The organism is Plantactinospora alkalitolerans, assembly GCF_015690345.1.
Taxonomy (GTDB): domain Bacteria; phylum Actinomycetota; class Actinomycetes; order Mycobacteriales; family Micromonosporaceae; genus Plantactinospora; species Plantactinospora alkalitolerans.
In genome coordinates, this window is sequence record NZ_JADPUN010000120.1 from 1 (window position 1) to 25,157 (window position 25,157).

Annotated in this window: 18 protein-coding genes and 2 tRNA genes; 17 read left to right on the forward strand and 3 right to left on the reverse strand. The window is 69.3% G+C overall.

What is annotated here, in order from left to right:
• The first annotated feature begins 75 nt into the window (after positions 1-75).
• The 3 genes from I0C86_RS10890 to I0C86_RS10900 all read left to right on the forward strand — a co-directional run bounded on the left by I0C86_RS10890 (position 76) and on the right by I0C86_RS10900 (position 6,526).
• Complete coding sequence (locus I0C86_RS10890; protein WP_230393957.1) at positions 76-2,874, forward strand: PQQ-dependent sugar dehydrogenase; 2,799 nt, start codon at positions 76-78, stop codon at positions 2,872-2,874.
• Between the two features lie 145 nt (positions 2,875-3,019).
• Positions 3,020-5,098: a ThuA domain-containing protein gene (locus tag I0C86_RS10895; RefSeq protein ID WP_230393958.1), complete on the forward strand. Its 2,079-nt coding sequence runs from the start codon at positions 3,020-3,022 to the stop codon at positions 5,096-5,098.
• Between the two features lie 420 nt (positions 5,099-5,518).
• A complete protein-coding gene (locus I0C86_RS10900; RefSeq protein WP_196201106.1) occupies positions 5,519-6,526 on the forward strand; it encodes a sugar phosphate isomerase/epimerase family protein in 1,008 nt (335 codons plus the stop codon).
• 174 nt (positions 6,527-6,700) lie between these two features.
• Here I0C86_RS10900 and I0C86_RS10905 read toward each other — a convergent pair whose 3' ends face one another.
• Positions 6,701-7,087, reverse strand: a complete 387-nt coding sequence (locus I0C86_RS10905; RefSeq protein WP_196201107.1) for a hypothetical protein — start codon at positions 7,085-7,087, stop codon at positions 6,701-6,703.
• 273 nt (positions 7,088-7,360) lie between these two features.
• Here I0C86_RS10905 and I0C86_RS10910 point away from each other — a divergent pair.
• From I0C86_RS10910 to I0C86_RS10945, 8 genes are all read left to right on the forward strand, one after another.
• Positions 7,361-7,433: transfer RNA gene (locus I0C86_RS10910), tRNA-Asn, on the forward strand.
• Between the two features lie 829 nt (positions 7,434-8,262).
• On the forward strand, positions 8,263-9,300 hold the full coding sequence (dpgA, locus tag I0C86_RS10915; RefSeq protein WP_323373581.1) for a 3,5-dihydroxyphenylacetyl-CoA synthase DpgA: 1,038 nt from the start codon (positions 8,263-8,265) through the stop codon (positions 9,298-9,300).
• 11 nt (positions 9,301-9,311) lie between these two features.
• A complete protein-coding gene (gene dpgB, locus I0C86_RS10920; protein ID WP_196201137.1) occupies positions 9,312-9,959 on the forward strand; it encodes an enoyl-CoA-hydratase DpgB in 648 nt (215 codons plus the stop codon).
• Positions 9,956-11,278: a (3,5-dihydroxyphenyl)acetyl-CoA 1,2-dioxygenase DpgC gene (gene dpgC, locus I0C86_RS10925; RefSeq protein ID WP_196201109.1), complete on the forward strand. Its 1,323-nt coding sequence runs from the start codon at positions 9,956-9,958 to the stop codon at positions 11,276-11,278. The genes dpgB and dpgC overlap by 4 nt, the downstream gene beginning before the upstream one ends.
• Complete coding sequence (gene dpgD / locus I0C86_RS10930; protein ID WP_196201110.1) at positions 11,275-12,081, forward strand: enoyl-CoA-hydratase DpgD; 807 nt, start codon at positions 11,275-11,277, stop codon at positions 12,079-12,081. The genes dpgC and dpgD overlap by 4 nt, the downstream gene beginning before the upstream one ends.
• 357 nt (positions 12,082-12,438) lie before the next feature.
• Positions 12,439-12,747, forward strand: a complete 309-nt coding sequence (locus I0C86_RS10935; RefSeq protein WP_196201111.1) for a hypothetical protein — start codon at positions 12,439-12,441, stop codon at positions 12,745-12,747.
• Positions 12,748-12,895: 148 nt separating this feature from the next.
• Positions 12,896-14,260, forward strand: coding sequence for an aminotransferase-like domain-containing protein (locus tag I0C86_RS10940; RefSeq protein ID WP_230393952.1), 1,365 nt, complete (start codon positions 12,896-12,898; stop codon positions 14,258-14,260).
• The gene (locus I0C86_RS10945; RefSeq protein WP_196201112.1) at positions 14,257-15,747 is read left to right on the forward strand and encodes a tryptophan 7-halogenase; all 1,491 of its coding nucleotides are present in this window, start codon (positions 14,257-14,259) and stop codon (positions 15,745-15,747) included. Before I0C86_RS10940 ends, I0C86_RS10945 begins: the two co-directional genes overlap by 4 nt.
• A 92-nt stretch (positions 15,748-15,839) precedes the next feature.
• Here I0C86_RS10945 and I0C86_RS43210 read toward each other — a convergent pair whose 3' ends face one another.
• On the reverse strand, positions 15,840-16,325 hold the full coding sequence (locus I0C86_RS43210; protein ID WP_230393953.1) for a hypothetical protein: 486 nt from the start codon (positions 16,323-16,325) through the stop codon (positions 15,840-15,842).
• Here I0C86_RS43210 and I0C86_RS10950 point away from each other — a divergent pair.
• The 6 genes from I0C86_RS10950 to I0C86_RS10975 all read left to right on the forward strand — a co-directional run bounded on the left by I0C86_RS10950 (position 16,311) and on the right by I0C86_RS10975 (position 24,363).
• Positions 16,311-17,222: a ParB/RepB/Spo0J family partition protein gene (locus I0C86_RS10950; RefSeq protein WP_323373582.1), complete on the forward strand. Its 912-nt coding sequence runs from the start codon at positions 16,311-16,313 to the stop codon at positions 17,220-17,222. The genes I0C86_RS43210 and I0C86_RS10950 overlap by 15 nt on opposite strands.
• Positions 17,223-17,308: 86 nt before the next feature.
• Positions 17,309-18,385 carry a 4-hydroxyphenylpyruvate dioxygenase gene (gene hppD / locus I0C86_RS10955; RefSeq protein ID WP_196201113.1) on the forward strand — a complete coding sequence of 359 codons (1,077 nt, stop codon included), beginning with the start codon at positions 17,309-17,311 and terminating at the stop codon, positions 18,383-18,385.
• Positions 18,386-18,770: 385 nt separating this feature from the next.
• Entirely contained in the window at positions 18,771-20,096 is a 1,326-nt protein-coding gene (locus I0C86_RS10960; RefSeq protein WP_323373583.1) for a cation:proton antiporter, read from the forward strand.
• A 460-nt stretch (positions 20,097-20,556) separates the two neighbouring features.
• Positions 20,557-22,731 carry an MMPL family transporter gene (locus I0C86_RS10965; RefSeq protein WP_196201114.1) on the forward strand — a complete coding sequence of 725 codons (2,175 nt, stop codon included), beginning with the start codon at positions 20,557-20,559 and terminating at the stop codon, positions 22,729-22,731.
• Positions 22,732-22,744: 13 nt separating this feature from the next.
• On the forward strand, positions 22,745-24,043 hold the full coding sequence (locus I0C86_RS10970; protein ID WP_196201141.1) for an FAD-dependent oxidoreductase: 1,299 nt from the start codon (positions 22,745-22,747) through the stop codon (positions 24,041-24,043).
• A gap of 243 nt (positions 24,044-24,286) precedes the next feature.
• A tRNA-Ile gene (locus tag I0C86_RS10975) sits at positions 24,287-24,363 on the forward strand.
• Positions 24,364-24,672: 309 nt separating this feature from the next.
• Here the strand turns inward: I0C86_RS10975 and I0C86_RS10980 are convergent.
• Positions 24,673-25,155: a squamosa promoter-binding protein 15 gene (locus I0C86_RS10980; RefSeq protein WP_230393954.1), complete on the reverse strand. Its 483-nt coding sequence runs from the start codon at positions 25,153-25,155 to the stop codon at positions 24,673-24,675.
• Positions 25,156-25,157 lie beyond the last annotated feature (2 nt).

Here is a 25,157-nt window from a genome sequence, read left to right on the forward strand (position 1 = left end):
CAACCACCCGGCGCCCCCCGGCTCGGTCGAACCCGCGCGACGAGGCGTCGGTCCTGGGCCACCGGGGCCGCGCTACTGCTGCTCGCGACGGCCGCTCCGGCGGTGCTCGCCCCCGCCGCCCCGGCCATGGCGCATACGATCAACGCGTCCGACTTCCAGCAGGTGACCCTGGCCCGCGGACTCGCCGAACTGGGCGAGCCGATGTCGCTCGCGGTGCTGCCGGACCGCTCGGTCCTGCACACCGCCCGCAACGGCACGCTGCGCCGGACCGACGCCGCCGGCAACACCTCGGTGATCGGGAACATTCCGGTCTACACCAACGACGAGGAGGGGTTGCAGGGCGTCGGGGTGGATCCCAACTTCGCCAGCAACCGGTACATCTACCTCTACCATTCCCCACCACTGTCCACGCCGAGCGGCAGTGCCCCGGCCACCGGCACCGCGGCGCAGTTCGCGCCGTTCAACGGGGTCAACCGGCTCTCCCGGTTCACCCTGAACTCCGACAACACCGTCAACATGAGCAGCCAGGTGGTGGTGCTCGAGGTGGCGACGAACCGGGGGATGTGCTGCCACGTCGGCGGTGACATCGACTTCGACGCGGCCGGCAACCTCTACCTCTCCACCGGCGACGACAGCAACCCGTTCGAGTCGTCCGGCTACACCCCGCTCGATGAGCGGACCAACCGCTACCCGTCGTACGACGCGCAGCGTTCCGCCGGCAACACCAACGACCTGCGGGGCAAGGTCCTGCGGATCAAGGTGAACGCGAACGGGACGTACTCGATCCCGTCCGGGAACCTGTTCGCACCGGGCACCGCGAACACCCGGCCCGAGATCTACGCGATGGGCTTCCGGAACCCGTTCCGGCTCAGCGTCGACAAGGCCACCGGAGTCGTCTACGTCTCCGACTACGGCCCCGACGCCGGCTCGACCGACTCGAACCGGGGGCCCAGCGGCCAGGTCGAGTTCAACCGGGTCCCCTCGCCCGGCAACTACGGCTGGCCGTACTGCACCGGAACGAACACCAGCTCCGAGACGTACAACGACTACACCTTCCCGAGCGGGCCGAGCGGGTCGAAGTTCAACTGCACCGGCGGACCGACCAACAACTCGTTCCGGAACACCGGCCAGACCACACTGCCGCCGGCCCGCCCGGCCTGGATCAGGTACGCCGGTGACTCCGGCAGCCCGTCGGAGTTCGGCGGCGGCTCCGAGTCACCGCACGCCGGCCCGGTCTACCGGTACGACCCCAACAACCCGTCGGCCACCAAGTTCCCCTCCTCCTTCGACGGCCAGTTCTTCGCCACCGAGTTCGGCCGGGGCTGGATCAAGCCGATCCACGTCAACGCCGACGGCTCCAGGGGAACCATCGACTCCTTCCCGTGGAGCGGCAAGCAGGTGATGGACTCGGCGTTCGGTCCGGACGGTGCGTACTACGTGCTGGACTACGGCGCCGGCTGGGGCAACGGGGACGCCAACTCGGCGGTCTACCGGTTCGACTACGTCGGCGGCGGCAACCGGGCGCCGATCGCGGTGGCCAACGCCACCCCGACCTCCGGGGCGGCACCGCTGACCGTGACCTTCTCCTCGGCCGGCTCGGTCGACCCGGAGGGCGGCTCGCTGACGTACTCCTGGAACTTCGGCGACGGCACCACCTCGACGGCGGCCAACCCGACGAAGACGTACAGCGCGGACGGGCAGTACACGGCGACGCTGACCGTACGGGATCCGTCCGGCGCGACCGGCAACGCCAGCGTGCCGATCAACGTCGGCAACACCGCGCCGACGGTCACCGTCAACACCCCGGCGTCCGGCCAGGTGGTGGCGTTCGGTGAGGCGGTGCCGTTCCAGGTCACCGTCACCGATCCCGAGGACGGCACGATCGACTGTTCCCGGGTCAGGATGACCTACCTGCTCGGACACGACAGCCACGCCCACGAGATCACCTCGACCACCGGCTGCTCCGGCACCATCACCATCCCGGTGGACGGCGAGCACGACGACGCCGCGAACATCTTCCCGGTCTTCGACGCCCAGTACACCGACAACGGCGGGCTGACCACCCACAACCAGAGTGAACTGGCGCCGAAGGAGCGGCAGGCCGAGCACTACGACACCTCCTCCGGCGTCGCCAAGTACGCCAAGACCCCCGCCGAGGGCGGATACACCGTCGGTGACATCAACAACGGCGACTGGATCGCGTTCCAGCCGTACCGGTTGAACAACGTCAACGGGTTCACCGCCCGGGTCTCGTCGGCCGGTGCCGGCGGCACCCTCCAGATCCGGGCCGGCTCCGCCACCGGCACGCTGCTCGGCAGCGCCACCGTGTCGGCCACCGGAAGCTGGGACACCTTCGCCACCGTCACCGGCACCATCAGCAACCCGCCAAGCGGCACCACCACGCTCTACCTGACCTTCGCCGGCTCCGGCACCGGTTTCCTCTACGACCTGGACGCCTTCACCCTGACCACCGGCACCCCTCCCAGCAACACGGGGACCGGTCCGATCGTCGGGCTGGCCGGCAAGTGCCTGGAGATCGACGGCGGCAGCACCGCCGATGGTGCACAGGCACAGATCTGGAGCTGTACGGGTTCGGCGCACCAGACCTGGACCCGCAACGGACAGACGCTGCGTACTCTCGGTAAGTGCCTGGACGTCAACGGCGCCGCGACCGCCAACGGCACCAAGATCCAACTTTGGACCTGCAACGGGGGCAACGCCCAGAACTGGGCCGCACAGTCCGACGGCACCCTCCGCAACCCGTCGTCGGGTAAGTGCCTGGACGTCTCCAACAACAGCTCCACCGACGGCCAGAACGTCCACCTCTGGGACTGCATAAGCGGCGCCGCAAACCAGCGCTGGACCCTGCCCTGACGTGAAAGGAAGGGCCCCTTCTTATCGCATTTTGTAGAAGAAGGGGCCCTTCCTAACCGCCCTCACGAGGAGAGCGACAATGCGTAGACGACTGTCCCGCCCCAATCGGAAGCCGACCCGTACCCTGCTCGGCGTCGCCACCACCATGCTGGCGGTGCTGGCCTGCACCACGGTGCCGGCCGGCCCGGCCAGCGCCGCCGACGCCCCGTACGACGTCCTGGTCTTCTCCAAGACCGCCGGGTTCCGGCACGACGCGATCCCGGTCGGGATCCAGACGATCCAGCAACTCGGTGCGGCGAACAGCTTCACCGTGACCGCCACCGAGGACGCGAACACGTTCAACACCAGCAACCTGGCCCAGTACGAGGCCGTGGTCTTCCTCAACACCACCGGCGACGTGCTCAACTCCACCCAGCAGAGCGCGTTCGAGTCCTACATCCGCGGCGGCAAGGGGTACGTCGGGGTGCACTCCGCCGCCGACACCGAGTACGACTGGTCGTTCTACGGCAACCTGGTCGGGGCGTACTTCTCCTCGCATCCGGCGATCCAGCAGGCCAACGTGAAGGTGACGGACCGGGGGCACGCGGCAACCGCCCACCTGCCGCAGACCTGGACCCGCACCGACGAGTGGTACAACTTCCGGACCAACCCCCGGTCGACCGCCAAGGTGCTGGCGACGCTCGACGAGTCGTCGTACTCCGGCGGCGGGATGGGCGCGGACCATCCGCACGTCTGGTGCAAGACGTACGAGGGTGGCCGGTCCTTCTACACCGGCGCCGGGCACACCCAGGCGTCGTACAGCGACTCGGCCTTCCGGGCACACCTGCTCGGCGGCATCCGGTACGCGGCCGGCCGGTCCAAGGCCGACTGCCGACCGGAGAGCGGCTACAGCACCCTCTACAACGGCTCCACCACCGGCTGGTCCCAGGCCGGTCCGGGCAGCTTCAGCAACTCCGACGCCACGCTGACCTCGACCGGCGGGATGGGGCTGTACTGGTACAACGCGAAGCAGTTCTCGTCGTACTCGCTGAAGCTGGACTGGCGGATTCCCGGCGACGACAACTCCGGGGTCTTCATCGGCTTCCCGTCGTCGACCGATCCGCAGTCGGCGATCGACAACGGTTACGAGATCCAGATCGACGCCACCGACACCTCGGACCGGACCACCGGATCGGTCTACGGCTTCAAGTCCGCGGACCTAGCGGCCCGGGACGCCGCGCTGAACGCGCCGGGCGAGTGGAACAGCTACGAACTGCTGGTCGAGGGGGAGCGGCTGCGGGTCTACCTGAACGGCGTACTGGTCAACGACTTCACCAACACCGATCCGGTGCGGTCGCTGGCCGGGTACATCGGGATCCAGAACCACGGCAGCGGCGACGACGCCTCGTTCCGGAACATCCGGATCAAGGAAATCGGCGGCACCGACCCGAACCCGCCGACCAACACGACGATCCAGGCCGAGGCGTTCAGCGCACAGAGCGGGGTCACCGTGGTCAGCAAGGCCAGCGCCGTCGGCGGTGCGCTGATGGGGTACCTCGACCCGGGTGACTGGGCGGCGTACAACGGGCAGAACCTGACCGGGGTCACCTCGCTGCGGGCCCGGATCGCCTCCGGCGGTGCCGGCGGCACTCTCCAGGTCCGGTCCGGTTCACAGACCGGTACGGTGCTCGGCACGGCGACGATCTCGAACACCGGTGGCTGGGAGAACTACGCCGAGGTGAGTGCCGCGCTCTCCGGGGTGCCGAGCGGCACGCAGAACCTGTACCTGACCGTCGCTGGTTCCGGCAGCGGGCTGTACGACGTCGACGAGTTCACCCTGCTGCGCACCACCCCCGGCGGTTCCGGCACCGGTCCGATCGTCGGGCTGGCCGGCAAGTGCCTGGAGATCGACGGCGGGGCGACCGCCGACGGCAGCCAGGCGCAGATCTCGACCTGTACCGGCTCGGCGCGGCAGACCTGGACGGTGAACGGTCAGACGTTGCGGGCCCTGGGCAAGTGCCTGGACGTCAACGGAGCAGGCACCGCCAACGGCACCAAGATCCAACTCTGGACCTGTACCGGTGGTGCGGCGCAGAACTGGGCTCCGCAGTCCGACGGCACCCTGCGCAACCCGTCGTCCGGAAAGTGCCTGGACGTGTCGAACAACAGTTCGGCGGACGGCCAGAACGTCCATCTCTGGAGCTGCACGTCCGGCGCCGCCAACCAGAAGTGGACCCTGCCCTGAGCTGAACTGAACTGAACTGAACTGAACTGAACTGAACTGAGCTGAGCTGGGCGGCGGGCGGCAGGGCGTGCGTTCCACGGTCGGGCTGGCCCCCGCCGCCCGCGCTCACGGGTGCACCGCGCTACCGCTCATCCACCCGCTCGGAGCCCTCGCCTCCGGGTCCGGGCAGCCCCGCCTTCCGATCGGGAGGCGGGGCTTCCTTGGCACGCCCGACACCGCCTAGAGTGGGCTTGGCGATCCTCGGTGATGGCCGGTGACCGGGCGGGAGGCGCAACCTGCCCGGCGAAGGTGCGGATACGCACTGCCGGCCTCGTCGCCGGGGAATTCCGCCACCGTCCCGGACGGTCACCCTCGCCCCGGTCCACCGGCGCCACATCCGGCGCAGTCGCGAATCCCGCGTGATCAACAGGGAGAAAGACCATGGCGCGACCCATCACGCTCTTCACCGGCCAGTGGGCCGACCTACCGTTCGAGGAGGTGTGCCGGCTCGCCTCCGAATGGGGCTACGACGGGCTGGAGATCGCCTGTTGGGGCGATCACTTCGAGGTCGACAAGGCGCTCGCCGACGAGTCGTACGTCGAGCGCAAGCGGGAGACGCTGGCCAAGTACAACCTGAAGGTCTGGACGATCTCCAACCACCTGGTCGGGCAGGCGGTCTGCGACCACCCGATCGACGAGCGTCACCGGGACATCCTGCCGGCCCGGATCTGGGGCGACGGGGAACCGGAAGGGGTCCGGCAGCGGGCCGCCGAGGAGATCAAGGACACCGCCCGGGCGGCGGCGAAGCTCGGGGTCAAGACCGTCGTCGGATTCACCGGCTCGTCGATCTGGCACACCCTGGCCATGTTCCCGCCGGTCCCGCCGTCGATGATCGAGAAGGGGTACGAGGACTTCGCGAACCGGTTCAACCCGATCCTCGACGTCTTCGACGAGGTCGGCGTACGGTTCGCGCACGAGGTGCACCCCAGCGAGATCGCGTACGACTACTGGACCACCAAGCGGACCCTGGAGGCGATCGGGAACCGCCCGGCGTTCGGGCTCAACTGGGACCCGTCGCACTTCGTCTGGCAGGAACTCGACCCGGTGAACTTCATCTTCGACTTCGCCGACCGGATCTACCACGTGGACTGCAAGGACGCGAAGGTGCGTACCGGGGATGGGCGGCGGGGGCGGCTCGCCTCCCACCTGCCCTGGGCGGACCTGCGCCGGGGTTGGGACTTCGTCTCCACCGGCCACGGCGACGTGCCCTGGGAGGACTCGTTCCGGGCGCTGAACGCGATCGGATACGACGGCCCGATCTCGGTCGAGTGGGAGGACGCCGGGATGGACCGGCTGGTCGGTGCTCCCGAGGCGTTGCAGTTCGTCCGGCGGCTGGCCTTCGACGCCCCGAGCGCGGCGTTCGACGCCGCGTTCAGCAGCAAGGACTGAGGTACGCGGTCAGCAGCAGGGACTGAGGTACGCGGTCAGCAGCGGGGACTGGGACAGCGCGGTCAGCAGCAGGGACTGGGACTGGGCGCGCTCATGGACAGGGTGAAGGGGTCGGCCCGGTAGCGGGTCGACCCCTTCGTCCAACACGGGACCGGGTGCCTCGAGGTGCCTCGGTCAGAACGTGGTGCCGTTGGCTCCCGACCCGGATGCCGCCGCCCGCGAGGCGGGCGTCGTCGCCGAGCCGGATGACGGGGTCTTCTTGGCCGATGATCCGACGCCCGAGTCGGCGTAGCTGCCGCCGTCTCCGGAGCCCAGTTCGGCCGACCCGCCGTTGCCCGTACCCAGTTTCTCGCCCAGCCGGGTGTGGCTGAGTCGATCCTTGCCCTCGGTGTAGAGCCGGTTGGCCTGGGCCTGAGCCACGCCGGCCGCTTCCTGCACCGTCGGGTGGTCGAGGACCTGACGGCCCTTGAGGACCAGCTCCTCGTACCTCTCCCGGCCCGCGCGGGCGCCCAGGACGAAGCCCACAGCCAGCCCGCCGACGAACCACAGCTTTCCGCGCATGACGGCTCCTCTCCATGTCTGACGCGGTCGAGTGCCTCCGGGTCTCACCGGTAGGCGACCGTGTCGCGCCTGCGTTGTCTGTCCCCAAGTCGGTACCCATCCTCCACCGATGTCATGCCTGGTTGTGGCCCGCATAGCGATTTGTCCGGATATCTGGCAGGTCGTGTCGCCGGCACCGTCGGGCAATAACCCGGTAGCCCGGCACCCCCGTCTGTCCTGTACTCTTGTCCCGTCGCACGGCAACCGGAGAGATCCAGTGCCGGGCCACGGCGATCCCCCGTAGCTCAATTGGCAGAGCAGCCGGCTGTTAACCGGCAGGTTTTTGGTTCGAGTCCAAACGGGGGAGCTTCTGGTCAGGGAGGACACCCCGGTTCGCCGGAGGAGTTGATCTCCGGCCCTCGGTTCGGCCACACCCTACGGTTTCTCGGCATGACGGGTGTCCGCCCAGCCCAGGTGGCGGCATGGCTCGAGCAACGACTGTGATCTGAACCGTGCTGGAAGCCGCTGCCTCTCATGGTCCGGCGGAGCCTCTCACCTATATCGGCGGAGCCTCCTGCTTCGGGCCGGGGTGAACCCGATGGGCTGCGACCGCAACGTCCCGGTACGGCCAAAGCTGAGGGCCGGAACCGAACCTCCTTGAACAACCGAGGGTGCGAAGGTCGGGAGGACCGCGCAGTTCTGCGCCGAATCTCGATCCAGTTTGTGCTTCAGCAGTGCGGCTCGTAGTGCCGATTGACGCACGCTAATGAGAGCTCGAGGCCGCATCCGTCATCGAGTTGAGGGATCGCGGCGCCTAGCTGATCTTCGAGCCGGACGGCACCGAGCGTTCCGCCAGGCGCGTCCGGCGCGCGGCGTCAAAGAATTTCCGGTTGGTCATTCCTTCGCTCCGACCCGTCCCATACCACCACTCAGTAGGGCTTTTCCGTGTTCGGGGCACACACCGAAAAGCCGCAGTTGGACGTTCAATTGACGATCTCCGTGGGTCCGCCTAATGTCCGGCTGGTCGAATCACCGACGCAGAAAGGGTCCGGGGAAATGTCGGAAAAGAAGATGAAGCGGATTCTGCGGAGCAAGCTGCGCACGTGGGGGTGGATGTACCGATGACAACACTCGCGGTTCGCGCGGAGGACGCGTCCGTACTCGCTCGTAGGCCCGCCATCACCCGGATGGCCGGCGTGGGCACCGCCGTGGCCGGCACCCCGATCTCGCAGCCCGAACTGCTCGGCCTGCTGGAGATCACCAACCCGAAGATCCGCTCGGTCTATCTGAACAGCGCGATCGATCGTCGCCACCTCACCTTGCCCGCCGCCGACGAGCACGGTCGCCGGGCTCCCGAGCCGCAGGGCGACCTCCTCGACAAGCACAAGCGGATCGCGATCGAGATGGGCGCTCAGGCCCTGCTCACCGCAGTGCAGCGGGCCGGCGCCACGCTGGCCGACCTGCGCCACCTCTGCTGCGTGACCTCCACAGGCTTCCTCACCCCGGGCCTGAGCGCGCTACTCATGCGGGAACTCGGTATCGACCCGCGGTGCAGCCGTTCGGACATCGTGGGGATGGGCTGCAATGCCGGCCTGAACGCGCTCAACGTGGTGTCCGGCTGGTCGGCCGCGCACCCGGGGGAACTGGCCGTTGTGCTCTGCAGCGAGGCGTGCTCCGCCGCGTATGCCCTGGACGGCACCATGCGCACCACCGTGGTGAACAGTCTCTTCGGCGACGGCGCGGCCGCCGTGGCGCTGGTCGCGGACTCGGGTGTCGGGGACGGCAGCGCGGGCGGCCCGCGGATTCTCAAGTTCGCCAGCTACCTGATCACCGACGCGATCGACGCCATGCGCTACGAATGGGACCGCGAAAAGGACAGGTTCAGCTTCTTCCTTGACCCGCAGATCCCGTACGTCGTGGGAGCGCATGCCGAAACCGTGATCGGCACCCTGCTGGACGGAACGGGTCTGCGCCGCAGTGACATCGCGCACTGGCTGGTGCACTCCGGCGGCAAGAAAGTGATCGACGCGGTGGTGGTGAATCTCGGGCTGACCCGGCACGATGTCCGGCACACCATCGGTGTGCTGCGCGATTACGGAAACGTCTCCAGCGGTTCCTTCCTCTTCTCCTACGAACGCCTGGCCGACGAGGGTGTTGCTCGGCCGGGAGAATACGGCGTTCTGATGACCATGGGTCCGGGCTCGACGATCGAAATGGCGCTGGTCCAGTGGTGAGCGGGGTGGGCATGCAGGACGACGTGGTCCGGATCGATGGGGCGGCACCGGTCTCGGCGGCTCTGGTCGAGACCCTCCAGTCACTGTGCGACAGGGTCGAGGACGGCCCCGGAACCGGGCTGACCACCATCTACATATCCGGCACGCCGGCACACGGCTGGACCGGTGAACTGACTGTCGGGCTGACAACCAAGTGGGAGCGGGCGCTGCGCCGGCTGGAGCGGTTGCCCGCGCCGACCGTCGCGGTGGTGTCCGGTGACTGCGGCGGCCCGGCCCTGGACGCGTTGCTGGCCACCGACTTCCGCGTCGCCACGCCGGAGACCCGGCTGATCATGGCGCTCGACGGCGATGCCACCTGGCCGAGCATGGCGTTGTTCCGGCTGGGCCGGCAGGGCGGCGGGGCGGTCCGCCGGGCCGCGCTGCTCGGCGCACCGCTCGACGCGGCCCGCGCACTGGCCCTGGGCCTGTTCGACGAGGTGACCGACGACCCGGGCCCGGTGCTGCTCGACCTGGCAGAGCTGGCCGAGGGCCTGGCCGGCCAGGAGCTGGCCATCCGGCGCCAACTGCTCGCCGACGCCGCGCGTACCAGCTTCGAGGAGGCCCTCGGCTCGCACCTGGCGGCTTGTGATCGCATGCTGCGGCGTGGGGCCGGCAGATGACCGCTCCCGCCGGGCACGCGGCGGCCGTGCTGACCGGTGAGCTGCGCGCGGACCGGGTGCAACTGGCCGCGGCCGCCGAGCGCGGCGAGCGTAGGCTCGCCGCGCTGTCCGAACCGGCGGTGCGTACACCTGGCGAGCGGACCGAGGCGGAAGCGGTGCACGAGGAACTGCGCACCGCACGCGCGGAGTTCCTGGCGGCACACACCGAGCGGGTGTACGACGAACTCACCGCGGGCCGCACCCGTTATCTGCGGCTCGACGAGCTGGTCGAGGCGGCGAGTCGGGCGTTCCCGGGGCTGGTGCCGAACGCCGCCCAGCTCGCCGCCGAACGATCGCGCCCGCAGGCGGGTAAGGAAGCCCGCGAGATCGATCAGGCCATCTTCCTGCGCGCTGTGCTGCGATCACCGGTGGCCGGCCGCCATCTGATCGACGCCATGCTCCGGCCCACCCCGCGCGCGATGGAGTTGTTGCCCGAATTCCAGGTGACCGGACAACTGCGGATGGCGGCGGTGCACCTGGAGCGGCGGGCCGGGGTGGCGCGGCTGACCCTGTGCCGTGAGGACTGTCTCAACGCCGAGGACGAGACCCAGGTCGACGACATGGAGACCGCGGTCGACCTGGCGCTGCTCGACCCGCAGGTACGGGTGGGGATGGTCCGCGGCGGCCCGATGAGTCATCCACGCTACCGGGGACGACGGGTGTTCAGCGCCGGGATCAACCTCAAGAAGCTGTCTGCGGGCGACATCCCGCTGGTCGGCTTCCTGCTCCGGCGCGAGCTCGGCTATCTGCACAAGTTGCTGCGCGGCCTGGCGTCGGCCGAGCCCGGCGGGTGGCGTCCCGTACTGCGCACCAAGCCGTGGCTGGCCGCGGTGGACACCTTCGCGATCGGCGGCGGCACGCAGATGCTGCTGGTGTTCGACCACGTGATCGCTGCCGCGGACGCGTACTTCAGCCTGCCGGCCGCCCGCGAGGGCATCGTGCCCGGCGTGGCCAACTTCCGGTTCGCCCGGGTGGCGGGTCCCAGGATCGCCCGGCAGGTGATCCTGGCCGGGCGCCGGATCCGGGCCGTCGAACCGGACGCCCGGGTGCTCGTCGACGAGGTGGTCGAACCCGAGCAGATGGATGCCGCTGTCGAGCGGGCGCTGACCCGGCTGGACGGCGAGGCGGTGGTCGCCAACCGGGCCATGCTGGCGGTCGGCGAGGAGTCGGTTGACGAGTTCCGGACGTACCTGGCCGAGTTCGCCCTGCATCAGGCGCTGCGCATCTACGGAGCCGACGTGCTGGACAAGGTGGACAGGTTCGCGGGGCGGGTGACATGAGCGGCACGGACGCCGCTCGGGTGCGGTACGAGAAGAAGGACCACGTCGCATGGGTGACCCTGAACCGGCCGCGCGTGCTCAACGCCCTGGACCTCCGTACCCATGAGGAACTCGGCGCGGTGTGGGACGACGTGGAGCGGGACGACGACGTGCGGGTGGTGGTGCTGACCGGCGCGGGGAACCGGGCCTTCTCGGTCGGCCAGGACCTCAAGGAGCGGGGTCGGCTGGACGCCGACGGCACGGCGCCAACCACCTTCGGCAGCCGCGGCCAGCCAGGCTGGCCGCGACTGACCGAGCGCTTCACGCTCTCCAAGCCGGTGGTTGCGCGGGTCGACGGGTACGCCCTGGGCGGCGGTTTCGAACTTGCCCTGGCGTGTGACCTGATCGTGGCCTCGGACCGGTCGGTCTTCGCGCTGCCCGAGGTACGGCTCGGCCTGGTGCCCGGTGCCGGAGGCGCGTTCCGGCTGGCTCGCCAGATGCCACAGAAGGTCGCCATGGGCTATCTGCTGACCGGCCGGTGGATGGACGCCGCGACGGCCTTGTGGTTCGGGCTGGTCAACGAGGTGGTGGCCGCCGATCGTCTGGACGACTGCGTGCGGGACTGGGTCGGCGACCTGCTGGAGGGTGCACCGCTGTCGCTCTGCGCGATCAAGGAGGCGGTGCTGCGCTCGGCGGACGTGCCGTTGGAGAACGCCTTCGTCACCGCGTACACCTGGGAGGAGCGCCGCCGGCGCAGCCGCGACGCGGTCGAAGGGGTCCGGGCGTTCACCGAGAAGCGTGCTCCGGTCTGGTCGGGGGAATGAGGCGGCGGCACGGCCGCTCTGCAGGATTTGATGAAGGGCGATGCGAGGTTGCCGGTACAGGGGTCCCTTGATTCCCGCTGGTCGTACTGAGGAATTTCGTCTCTACCGCGAGCCGGACGCGTGCAGCCGCTTCCAGTTGACGACCGCGGTCGACGCGTCGGCGGCGCTGCCGCAGTTGGACTGCGGGTTTGTGTCCGGTCACCGTGGATAACCGCGGTATCCCGCCCACCGAGGCCGGTGCCGACGGATTCACGCCAGAGGACATGGCGACCGACCGGCCGGCTCGAACACCACGGCACAACCGGCGAGACCCGTGCATCGGGCAGCCGTGTGTGCCGACATCACCGAGTCCCACCCGTGAACGCTGTAGAAATGGTGAGATCGAAGATTTTCGGCATGGTTCTCTTCGCGCTGTTTCTCACGGCTGACTGCCGTTCCGTGTTGCCGGCCGTGTCGCCACCGAATACCTCCGGAGAATCCCCATCGCCGTCCGTCTCGGCGTCCGCCGACCCTGCCGGGTTCACCGCTTGTGTGCGGGCGCACGGCATGCCAGAATTCCCCGATCTCGACGAGTTCGGGGGGTTCGACCTGGGGCCCGGCTCCGGTGTGGATCCCGGCACGCCTGAGTACCACGACGCCTACGAGGCATGCCAGAACAACGTCTGAGATCATTAATGGCGTCCAACCGAGGAGTCCTCCGGTTGGACGCCAGTCGCCATTCCTGGTCAGTTGGACGCCGTTGTCGGGCGTCTGGTGGTCGTGTGATCCTGATGTCCAGAATCCTTCAAGGAAGTGATGTGACCGGGGGTAGAAAATGGTCGGACGGCGAATCGATCTGCACCGCCGGGATCTGCACGGCAGCGTCGCCGATCCGGTGTTGGACACGATGAACTTCCTCAACGAGGTGACATTGCGGTACCCGGAGGCGATTTCGTTCGCGCCCGGCCGGCCGTACGACGGCTTCTTCGAGACCGAGGAGATTTTCGGGCACGTCCGCCGGTACCTCGATCACCTGCTGGAAGAGGGCGCCTCACCGGCCCAGGTACGGACCGCGATGTATCAGTACGGCCCGGCCGCCGGTCAGATTCGCGAGATCATCGCGGACTCGCTGCGGGTCGACGAGGGGATCGAGGTGTCGCCGGGCGCCATCGTCGTCACCGTCGGGGCGCAGGAGGGCATGTTGCTGGTCCTGCGCGCACTGTTCACCGGGCCCGAAGACGTGCTGCTGGTATCCAGTCCCTGCTACGTCGGCATCACCGGGGCGGCCCGGCTGCTCGACATCCCGGTCGCCCCGGTCGAGGAGCGTTCGGACGGCTTCCATTGCGCCGATCTGGCTGCGGCGATCGACCGGGAACTGGCCCAGGGCCGGCGGCCCCGCGCCTTCTACGTGGTGCCCGACCATTCCAACCCGTCCGGCACCACGATGAGCCGGGCCGCCCGCGACGAACTGATCGAACTGGCCGCCCACCACCAACTGCTGGTCCTCGAGGACAGCCCGTACCGGTTGGTCAGTCCGGGTACACCGCTGCCCACGCTGAAGTCGCTGGACCGGCGGCGATCGGTGGTCCACCTTGGCTCGTACTCCAAGACGGTCTTTCCTGGGGCACGGGTCGGCTTCGTCGTCGCCGACCAGCGGGTCGAGTCCGATGGCGAGGGGGAGGTGCTGCTGGCCGACGAGCTATCCAAGATCAAGAGCATGGTCACGGTGAACACCTCGTCACTGAGCCAGGCGGTGGTGGCCGGCACGCTGCTCGCCGCGGGCGGCCGCATCTCCGAGCTCAACGTCAAGGCCGCGGCGTACTACGGCGAGGCGATGCAGGACGTGCTGCGCCGCCTCGACGAATACCTGCCCGCCGCCCGGCGCGAGGAACTGGGGATTACCTGGAACAGCCCCAGCGGCGGCTTCTTCCTCACCATGCGGGTCCCGTTCCGGGCCGACAACGCCGCACTCACCCGTTCGGCGCAGGACCACGGCGTCATCTGGACGCCGATGTCCTACTTCTACCCGTTGGGCGGCGGCCACCACGGGATCCGGCTGTCCATCAGCTACCTCACCCCGGCCGAAATCGACACGGGAATCGCACGGCTCGCTGCCTTCATCGAGATGGAGGCCCGACAGCACCAGCAGGCACTCTCGCCGGTGGCGCACACCAGCGCTTCTGCGAGAGGCGGACAATGAACACAGCAGAGCAGGAAGAGTTCGACGTGGTGGTGGTGGGTGGCGGGCCCGGCGGTTCGACGCTCAGCACATTGGTCGCGATGCAGGGCCACCGGATCCTGCTCCTGGAGAAGGAAACCTTCCCCCGCTATCAGATCGGCGAATCGCTGCTGCCCTCCACGGTGCACGGCATCTGCCGGATGCTCGGCGTGACCGAGGAACTGGCGGCGGCCGGCTTCCCCAAGAAGAAGGGCGGCACGTTCCGGTGGGGCGCCAATCCCACGCCGTGGAACTTCGCCTTCTCCGTCTCACCCAAGATCGCCGGGCCGACGTCGTTCGCGTACCAGGTCAAGCGCAGTGAGTTCGACAAAATTCTGCTGGACAACGCGGCCAGCAAGGGTGTCGAGGTGCGGCAGAACTGCGCGGTCGAGGATGTCATCGAGGATGGCGACAAAGTGATCGGAGTCCGGTATGCCGACGCGGCCGGCACCGAGCACCGCGTGCTGGCCAGGTGGGTGGTCGACGCCTCCGGCAACAGCAGCCGGATCTACAAGCGGGCCGGCGGTACGCGCGAGTACTCCGAGTTCTTCCGCAGCCTGGCTCTCTTCGGCTACTTCGAGAACGGTAAGCGCCTGCCCGCACCGAACTCCGGCAACATCCTGTCCTGCGCGTTTCCCAGCGGCTGGTTCTGGTACATCCCGCTCAGCGACACACTGACCAGTGTCGGTGCTGTCGTCCGCCGGGAGGAGGCGGCCAAGGTTCAGGGCGACCCGGAGGCCGCGCTGAAGGCCCTGGTCGCCGAGTGCCCCCTGGTCGAGGAATTCCTCTCCGGCGCCACCCGGGTCACCGAGGGCCAGTATGGCCAGTTGCGGGTACGCAAGGATTACTCGTACCACAACACCACGTTCTGGCGGCCGGGGATGGTGCTGATCGGCGATGCGGCCTGTTTCGTCGACCCGGTCTTCTCCTCCGGCGTGCACCTGGCCACCTACAGCGGCCTGCTCGCCGCGCGTTCGATCAACAGCGTGCTGGCCGGCACGGTCGAGGAGCGGGCGGCCTTCGAGGAGTTCGAGACCCGCTATCGCCGCGAGTACGCCGTCTTCTACGAGTTCCTGATGTCGTTCTACGACATGCACGTCGACGAGAACTCGTACTTCTGGTCCGCCAAGAAGGTCACCCGCAGCAGTCACACCGAACTTGAGTCGTTCGTCCAGCTCGTGGCGGGCCTCACGTCGTCCGACTTCGAGCTTGCCGGCGCCGAGGACGCCGCCGTCCGGTTCAAGGAGCGGTCGTCGGAGTTCGCCGGTGCCATCGAAACGCTGGTGGACCAGCGGGAGCAGAGCATGGCCCCCCTGTTCAGATCGTCGGTGGTACGCCGGGCGATGCGGGACGGCGCCCAGGTGCAGACCCGCGCCCAGCTCGGCGAGGATGCCGGCGTGGAGTCGCCCGTCTTCGGTGGCGGCCTGATCCCCTCCTCGGACGGGATGTTCTGGGAAGTGCCCGCCTAGCACTGCTACGGCGGGTTGCCGAGTTGCCCGAAGGCGGACCAGGCCGCGGCCCGGAACCGGTCGTCCGCCCACCCTCGGAGGAAGGCCCGACATTACGAGCCGTACGCGGGGCGATCCGGGTCCGGGCGGACGAGCGGGAGCTGATTCTCGCCGCCGCGACCGAGTTGGCCGCGCTGCGGCGCGAGATCGCGCGGTGAGCGCCGCGCCGTATCGCGGGTAATGAGCGCCGCATCGCGCGGTGGAAGGGGTAGGGGTAGGGGTAGCCAAGGGCACCCGATTTCTCTGGGGTTTCGCCCAGAAAAAAGCGGTGCTACGTTTGTTTCGCTATCGAGAAATTTCTGTTCTCGGATGCTGCTCGAACGACTGCGGGGGTCGGATACGTGGCAGAAAACCATCAGGAAAAAGCCTTGAGTCGATTGTTGGCAATCTGTGCTAAACCACCGCGACCGATCGTCGACACAGGAGCCGCCGGGAATGCCGCCCACGACAAGATCGAGCAGCAGCCAGTCGTTCTGGTTGAGGTCGACACCGTAGTTCTGGCCGATTCGCCGCGGCTGTCCGGCGTGAACGACGAGCACGTCGAGATGCTCGCCGCAATCGAGGGCCCTCTTCCGCCAATTGTCGTGCACCGCGGCACCATGCAGGTGATCGACGGTGTGCACCGCCTCTGGGCGGCCGCGCGGCGCGGACAGCGGACGATCCCGGTGCGCTTCTTCGACGGGGACGAGTCCGAGGCGTTCGTCCTCGCCGTACGCCTCAATGTGGAGCACGGCCTCCCGCTCGCGCTCGCCGACCGCAAGCGGGCCACGGAGCGGATCATCGCGTCCCACCCCGAGTGGTCCGACCGGCGGGTCGCGTCGGTCACCGGGACCTCGCCGGTGACCGTGGCCGAGTTACGCCGCCGGGTCGTCGGAGAGGCGTCGGCGATCGGCAGCCGGGTCGGGCAGGACGGGCGGATCAGGCCGCTCGACGGCAGCGCCGGACGTCGGCTGGCGGGCCAGCTCATGATCGAGAATCCCACCTTCTCCCTGCGGCAGGTGGCCAGGGCCGCGAGAATCTCCCCGGAGACCGCCCGGGACGTACGCAACCGGTTGCGCAATGGGCAGGACCTGGTGCCCGGCCGGCTCAGGCGCGACGCCGCAGCGGCCGGGGAACCGGCGGTCGGCGGCGGGCACGAGGTCGCCACGGTCAGCATTCTGCTGCTGCCGGCCCAACCGCCGCGTCAGCCGGTGCTGGATCACGCTGCCGCGGTCAACCGGCTCAGGTCCGACCCGGCGCTGCGCTACAGCGAGACCGGCCGCAACCTGCTGCGCCTGCTCAGCCTGCACGCGCTCTGGACCGAGGACTGGGAGGGGATCCTGCACAACCTTCCACCGCACTGCAGCGGCATGGTCGCCGACCTGGCCCGGCAGTTCGCCGATCTGTGGACCGACTTCGCGGCCCGGCCCGTCCAGGACGTCGCCCAGGTGGGCTGACACCCACGGAAAGTCCAAGCAGACATCTCGAGCGGTTGGACGACCCCGGTGGCCGTCCTCTGCAGCCATGCATCCGGAGGCTTGCCATGGACATCCGCACCATTGATCACCTTGAATTCTATGTCGAGGATGCCGAGAAGGGGGCCGCCGAACTGTGCGACCTGTTCAACTTCGCGGTCCGCGGTCAAGGCGGTCCCGAAACGGGGCTGCCCGGCCAGCGGTCGGTGCTGCTACGCCAGAACGACATCACCGTGCTGGTCACCTCGGCCAGGGGCGCGGGGCACCGTGCCGCGGAGCACGTGCGTGAGCACGGCGCCGGCGTGGCCGTGGTCGGCTTCGCGGTCGACGACGCGGCCACCGCGTACGCCGAGGCCGTCGGCAGGGGCGCCGAGCCGGTAGCCGAGCCGGTCGTGTACGAGCGGAACGGCGAGAGTGCCACCTTCGCGACGGTGCGCGGCTTCGGCGATGTCGCCCACCGGTTCACATCGCGTACGGGATCGGGTGGATCCTTCGCGCCCGGCGCGATCGAGGAGATCACCGTCGCCGGCCCGGCGCCCGGCCTGCTGCACACCATCGACCACCTCGCGGTGTGCCTGCCGGCCGGCACCCTGGACGCGACCGTCCGCTGGTACCAGGAGGTATTCAACTTCGAACAGACCTTCGAGGAGCGCATCGTCGTGGGCCGGCAGGCGATGAAATCCAAGGTGGTGCAGAGCGCGTCGCGGGGCGTCACCTTCACGATCATCGAACCGGACACCACCCGCGCGCCCGGCCAGATCGACACCTTCATCCGTGACAACGCGGGCGCGGGCGTGCAGCACGTGGCGTTCCTCACCGACGACATCGCGGCCGGGGTACGCGACTGCACCGAACGCGGCATGCGATTCCTGTCCACGCCGGCCGAGTACTACGCCGCCCTGCCGGGACGCCTGGGTGACGTGGGCGTTCCGGTGGCGACCCTGCGCGAGCTGAAGATCCTGGCCGACCGGGACTACGGCGGCGTGATGCTGCAGATCTTCACCGAATCCCGGCACGAGCGGCGGACGCTGTTCTACGAGCTGATCGAACGGCACGGCGCACGCAGCTTCGGAAGCAACAACATCAAGGCACTCTACGAGGCGGTCGAGCGCCAGCAGACCACCGAGCGCGAAGCTCTTACGTGAGCCCACCCGCGGCGGAAAACCAGGAAGGTCCGATATCTGAGCCCGGTCCGGGCCCGCTCCGGTGATCCCGAAGGACGGATGGCGGCACTCGCCGTCGGCGCAACGCCCGTAGCGGACCACCGACTCGGTGTTCGTCACTGAAATGGGTTCGCGCCGACATTCGAGACGAATAATCGCCGACTGTCGGCTGGCTTCTCATTGGTGCGCGACGCCGGCTCAAAATGCGTCGGTTGGACACATTGCGCGCACATTGTGGCCGTGTAAAGCTTCCTCGGAGAATCCCTGCCCGAGGCCTGTCTGTGTGCGTTCCGCGCGGCCCGTGGACGACATTTCCGCGAAGCCTGGAAACGGCGGATCCCTCGCTTCAGATCCGGAGGAGACCACCGTGCTTGCCGCTCCCGTCCCCCCGATTCCCGCCCATCCGCTGCTCGTCTTCCTGTTGCAGGCCGGGCTGCTGTTGGCGCTGGCGATTCTGCTGGGCCGGCTGGCCGAGCGCCTCCGCATGCCGGCCATCGTCGGCGAGCTCACCGCTGGCGTCCTGCTCGGACCGTCACTGTTCGGCTGGCTGGCACCCGGCCTGTCCGGATGGCTGCTGCCGGCCCAGCCGGAACAGGCCCACCTGCTCGACGCGGTCGGCCAGGTCGGCGTGCTGGTGCTGGTCGGCCTCACCGGGATCGAGATGGACCTGCGGATGCTCCGCCGCCGCGGCCATACCGCGGTCCGAGTCAGCGTGGCCGGCCTGCTGGTCCCGCTCGCCCTCGGCATCGGGCTCGGATTCCCGCTGGCCCGCCTGCTCGACGTACCTGGCGACACGGCGGTGTTCGTGCTCTTCATCGGCGTTGCCATGTGTGTCAGCGCGATCCCGGTGATCGCCAAGACCCTGCTCGACATGCGGCTCATGCACCGCGACATCGCCCAGCTCACCCTGGCGGCCGGGACCGTCGACGACGCGGTCGGCTGGTTCCTGCTCTCGGTGGTGTCGGCGATGGCGGTCGGCGGCCTGACCGGGTGGAAGGTCGGCCTGGCTCTCGCGTACCTGATACTCGTGGTCGTGGTGGCGGTGGTGATCGGCAGGCCGGTGGTGCGGGCCGCAATGCGCTTCGCCGGTGACTCGCCGGAACGGACGGTCGCGATGTCGGCGACCCTGATCCTGCTGGCCGGTGCGGGCACCCAGGCACTCGGCCTCGAGGCGGTGTTCGGCGCGTTTCTCTGCGGCATGCTGATCGGGTCCGTCGGGGAGCACAGCCGGGTCCGCACCGCCGCGCTGCGAACCGTGGTGTTGGCCGTGCTCGCCCCGATCTTCTTCGCCACCGCCGGCCTACGCATCGACCTGCGCGCGCTGGCCCACCCGACGGTCCTCGGCGCCGCGGTGCTGGTGCTGGTCATCGCCGTCGTCGGCAAGTTCGCCGGCGCCTACCTGGGGGCCCGGCTCAGCCGCCTGAGCCGCTGGGAAGCGCTCGCCCTCGGCGCCGGCATGAACGCGCGCGGTGTCATCGAGGTGATCGTCGCCATGGTCGGCCTGCGGCTGGGCATCCTCAACACGGCCACGTACACGATCATCGTGCTGGTCGCCGTGGCCACCTCGTTGATGGCGCCACCGCTGCTCCGGATCGCCATGCGCCGCGTGCCGGTCACCCCGGAGGAGGAGGCCCGCCGTTGCCTCGGCGCCGTACCCGCCCCGGCCTCCGACGCAGCCCTGCCGCGTAACTGACCGGCCCCCGCGACAGCACAGCGGCGGTGGCCGTCGAGGCACGGCCACCGCGCGGCGCGCATGGATGTGCGTCGCCGATATTGCAGAACCGTCGGACGCCTCGGTCACGGTGACCGAGCGGGCCCACCGATCAGAGGTCGCGAACCCCCGCCCCGGCCCTCCTGAGACGCACCGGCCAGCACCGGATCAACCGCACAGTACAACGCATCACCGCTGACCGAAGCCGAATCCTGCCCATCCTCGCCGACGTCCCACTACCGAACCGGACATGACCACAAGACGTTGTAATCAGGGTGTCCAAACGGGGGAGCTTTCCCAACATCCCGCCCGCCGGCCCTGCCGGCGGGCATCGTCATACCCGGGGTCTGCTCGGCCTGCGGCGTCCTGCCCGCCGCTCTCGCGGAACCCGTGGATGTGACCGGCCGCCGGACAGGCGGCACGAAACGGGGGTGGGTGGAAGATGGCCGGGGCGCGGAACCGGATCGTCCTGCTGCTCGCCGCCGTGCTGGTGCTCGGCTGGCTGGTGGTGGGCGCCGTGTCGGCGCCGTACGCGGGCCGGCTCAGCGAGGTCGCCACCAACGACAACGCGGCGTTCCTGCCGGCCGACGCGGAAGCCACCCACGCCGAGGAACTCGCCGCCGGGTTCGTCGAACGGGAGACCATCCCCGCCCTCGTCGTCTACGCCCGGGACAGCGGCATCACCGACGCCGACCGACAGCAGGTGACGGACGACACCGCCCGGTTCGCGGCGGTACCGGGCGTCATCGCACCACTGCCACCGCCGATACCCAGCGAGGACGGCAAGGCGCTACAGGTGATCGTGCCGGTGGACAACACCGAGGACGACCAGACCCGGGCCGTGGTCATGGAACTGCGCCGGATCGCCGGCCACGGGCGGGACGGCGGCCAGACGGTCGTGGTCGGCGGCCCCGCCGGCCTGCTCGGCGACCTGATCGAGGTCTTCTCCTCGATCGACGGGCCGCTGCTGCTGGTCACCCTCGGTGTGGTGCTGGTGATCCTGCTCATCGTCTACCGCAGCCCCGTTCTGTGGATCATCCCCTTGCTGGCCGCCGGTCTGTCCTACGCACTCGCCGCGCTGGCCGTCTACTTCCTGGCCCAGGCCGAAGTGATCATGTTGAACGGGCAGGCCCAGGGCATCCTCACCGTGCTGGTCTTCGGCGCCGGGACCGACTACGCCCTGCTGCTGATCGCCCGCTACCGCGAGGAGCTGTGCCAGCACAAGAACGCCGTCCAGGCGATGCTCGCCGCCTGGCGCGGTGCCGCCCCGGCCATCTTCGCCTCCGGCGGCACCGTCATCGCCGGCCTGCTCTGCCTGCTGCTGTCCAGCCTCACCTCCAACCAGGCACTCGGGCCGGTCGCCGCGGTCGGGATCGGTGCCACCCTGGTCGTGATGCTCACCTTCCTGCCCGCGCTGCTGATGATCGGCGGGCGGCGGGCGTTCTGGCCGCGCTCGCCGTACGTCGAACACGCCGCCTCGGTCGGTCGGCTGTGGAAACCGATGGCCCACTTCATCGCCCGCCGGGCGCGGCTGGTCTGGGTGGTCACCACCCTGATCCTGATCGGGCTCGGCTTCGGCCTGACCCAGTTGGGTGCCACCCGGCTCGGCCAGACCGAGCTGTTCACCCACCGGACCGACTCCGTCATCGCCCAGGAGGTGATCGACCGGCACTACCCCGGCGGGCTGGGCAGCCCGGTCACCATCTTCACCCCGGTCGGCGCGGCCGACCGGGTCACGGCGGCGGCCCGCGCCGTACCGGGTGTGGCCGAGGTGCACCCGCAGCCGACCGGGGACACCAACGGCACCGATCCGGGCGGAGCGACCGGCCCCGGTGCCGGGCCGGGCACGCCGGGCGGTGGCACCGTCGAGCCGAAGGTGGTGGACGGCCGGGTGCAACTCCAGGCCACCCTGACGACGTCGGCCGACAGCGAGGAGGCGGAGGAGACGGTACGGCGGTTGCGGGTGGCCGTACACGCGGTGCCGGACGGGGAAGCGGTGGTGGGCGGCTTCACCGCGATCGGCGTGGACACCGCCGACGCGTCGACCCGGGACCGCAACGTCATCATCCCGGTCGTACTCGGGGTGATCGCGGTGATCCTGGCCCTGCTGCTCCGGGCACTGCTCGCGCCGGTGGTGCTGATCATCACCGTCGTCCTGTCGTTCCTGGCCACCCTCGGGTTGTGCGCACTGCTCTTCGAGTACGTCTTCGGTTTTCCGGGCGTCGACGCGTCGTTCCCGCTGTTCGCTTTCGTCTTCCTGGTCGCACTCGGGATCGACTACAACATCTTCCTGATGAGCCGGGTCCGGGAGGAGTCCGTCCGCCGGGGCACCCGGTCCGGGGTGCTGCGCGGGCTCGTCGTCACCGGTGGAGTCATCACCTCCGCCGGGATCGTGCTGGCCGCGACCTTCTCGGCGCTCGCCGTACTGCCGCTGGTGATCCTGATCGAACTCGGGGTCGCGGTCGCGCTCGGAGTGCTGCTGGACACCATCGTCGTACGCTCGCTCCTGGTGCCGGCCCTGACGTACGACATGGGGGCCGCGATCTGGTGGCCGTCCCGGCTCTCCCGCGAGCCGAACCATCCCGGCCGCGAGCCGAACCGTACCGACCGGGAGTGAGATCGTGTCCGACCTGCCGGCGGAGACCGATGTGGTGATCGTCGGCGGCGGCCTGGCCGGGCTGGCCGCCGCCCGCCGGCTGCACCGCGCCGGTACGCCCTGGCTGCTGATCGAGGCCGCCGACCGGCTCGGTGGCCGGGTCGCCACCGACGCCGTGGACGGCTACCTGCTCGACCGTGGATTCCAGGTCGTGAACACCGCCTATCCCCGGCTGACCGCCCTGGTGGACGTCGCCGCGCTGGACCTCGGCCTGTTCACCCAGGGGGCGCTGGTGCGCCGGGGCGACACGTTGCACCGGATGGTGCATCCGGTCCGGGATCCGCTCGGCGCGGGCCGTACGGTCCTCACCGGCCTCGCCGACGCCGCCGGCCTCGGCCGGGCCGCGCAGGTCCCCGGCGTACGGGAAGTCAGCAGCGTGGGGCGGGCCACCGACCGGCTCCGGTTGGCCGCGCTGGCGGTCCGTTGCGCGACCTCCCCGGTGGACCGGCTCCTGGCCGCTCCCGAGCTGAGCACCGAGATGGAGCTGCGCCGGGCCGGGCTCTCCGACCGGATCATCGAGGAACTGCTCCGGCCCTTCCTGTCCGGGGTGTTCGGCGAGCGGGAGCTGACCACGTCCAGTCACGTCTTCGCCATGATCGTCCGTTCCTTCGCCCGGGGGCGGATCGGACTGCCGGCGGCCGGGATCGGCGCCCTGCCGCAGGCCGTCGCGGATCCGCTGCCGGCATCCCTGAGCCTGCTGGGCGTCTCCGCCTCGGCGCTGCGACCGGGACTGGTACGCACCTCGGCCGGCGACATCCGCTGTCGAGCCGTGCTCGTCGCCACCGACCCGGTCACGGCGACCACCCTGTTGCCGTCCCTGGGCCGGGTACGCATGCACACGCTGACCACGTACTACCACTCCGCCGTCGAGGCGCCGATCGACGAGCCGATCCTGCTGCTGGACGGGGACCGGCGTGAACTCGTGGCGAACACGGTGCTGGTCAGCCGCGCCGCGCCGACGTACGCCCCGGTCGGGCGGCACCTGATCGCCAGCTCGGTGGCCGGTCCGCTGGTGCCGCCGGAACCACTGGTCCGCGCCGAACTTGCCCGCTTGTACGGCCGCCCGGTCGACGACTGGGACCATCTGACGACCGTGACGGTGCCGAACGCGCTGCCGGCGGCACCGGCACCGCAGGGCAGCCTGCGCAGGCCGGCGGTTGTGGGGGAGGGGATCTTCGTGGCCGGGGACCACCGGGCGAGTCCGTCGGTGCAGGGCGCCCTCGCCAGCGGCTGGCGGGCGGCCGGCGCCGTCCTGCGGTACCTGGGCGGCTGAGCGTACGGTCCCGACTGGCTGTGCCGGCTGTCCGGCCGACCGGTGCCCCGCCCGGCCGCGCGCCGCCCGGTGCCTGCCGACCGCGCTGCCGCTTGGCGGCATCCCGATGTCGATCCCGGTTGCTATTCTCGCCGTGCCGGGGCGCCCTCCGTCTGCTGACCGGAGGACTCGATCTTCGTGGCCGGTCACCGCATGTCGGTGGCCGGTCGACGTCGCAGCGGGTTAATATCCCCGCGCCGGCAGGGGGCGGTAGCTCAGCAGGTTAGAGCAGGGGACTCATAATCCCTCGGTCGCGGGTTCGAGTCCCGCCCGCCCCACCAGTCATTTTCCCTGTTCAGCCATGCTGTCGATGACCCGGACGCACCGCATCGAGGTCCGGACCGACGCCCTCAGTCCGCACTGAGTCCGCAGCGGCACGACTCGCCGCCCGGTCAAGGCGGCCCGCAAGCGGGCCGCGCCGGCCGCGCTCGGCCTGCTGGCGGCGCAAGCGCCGGCATCGGCCGGCGCGCAGGCCGATTGCAGACAGCGCCAAGGGCCGGAACCGATGCCTCCGGCGGGGATCTTCGACATAGATGGGCTTGAGGCAGAGGAGCGGTACGTGGCAGACGAGGTGTCCTTCCGAACTGCGGCTACGACCCGGCGGTGGGCCAAAACTCGTCGTCCTCCTCGTCCGGCGACGAAGGGGCGTACTGCCGCAGAGCGCCGTTGCGGATCATCCAGACGCGGAAGAAGGACTCCTCCTGGTCCATCACGAAGAGCTGCACTGCATTGGGGTTGTGCCAGGCCAGGGAACCGAAATGCTCCACGACAGCAGCGAGGTCGGCGTGGTTGAGCGCCCCGGCGAACACCTCACATTCGGGGTTCTTATGTCCGCCCCACTGGTTGTCCGCAGCGGTGATCAGGCGCAGGTTACCGCAGCCGCCCGGCCTCATGCCTAGCTCGCGACGGGGGCACTCATTGTCGAGCCACCCGCTGAACGCCTCAGCGTTGTGGCAGTCCTCCGGACCCACCGACAGCATCACGTTGGCAACCCAGCTCACCGCATCCCCAATCCACGACCAGGGGCCGTACAGCCATTCGTACAGCCAAGACCATCCGCTTACGCTGAACAACG

Bases quoted from the DNA above. Each gene is read 5' to 3' on its own strand.
- I0C86_RS10895 (WP_230393958.1), top strand. From the start codon at position 3,020: ATGCTGGCGGTGCTGGCCTGCACCACGGTGCCGGCCGGCCCGGCCAGC.
- I0C86_RS10900 (WP_196201106.1), top strand. From the start codon at position 5,519: ATGGCGCGACCCATCACGCTCTTCACCGGCCAGTGGGCCGACCTACCG.
- I0C86_RS10905 (WP_196201107.1), bottom strand. From the start codon at position 7,087: ATGCGCGGAAAGCTGTGGTTCGTCGGCGGGCTGGCTGTGGGCTTCGTC.
- dpgB (WP_196201137.1), top strand. From the start codon at position 9,312: ATGCAGGACGACGTGGTCCGGATCGATGGGGCGGCACCGGTCTCGGCG.
- dpgC (WP_196201109.1), top strand. From the start codon at position 9,956: ATGACCGCTCCCGCCGGGCACGCGGCGGCCGTGCTGACCGGTGAGCTG.
- dpgD (WP_196201110.1), top strand. From the start codon at position 11,275: ATGAGCGGCACGGACGCCGCTCGGGTGCGGTACGAGAAGAAGGACCAC.
- I0C86_RS10940 (WP_230393952.1), top strand. From the start codon at position 12,896: ATGGTCGGACGGCGAATCGATCTGCACCGCCGGGATCTGCACGGCAGC.
- I0C86_RS10945 (WP_196201112.1), top strand. From the start codon at position 14,257: ATGAACACAGCAGAGCAGGAAGAGTTCGACGTGGTGGTGGTGGGTGGC.
- hppD (WP_196201113.1), top strand. From the start codon at position 17,309: ATGGACATCCGCACCATTGATCACCTTGAATTCTATGTCGAGGATGCC.
- I0C86_RS10965 (WP_196201114.1), top strand. From the start codon at position 20,557: ATGGCCGGGGCGCGGAACCGGATCGTCCTGCTGCTCGCCGCCGTGCTG.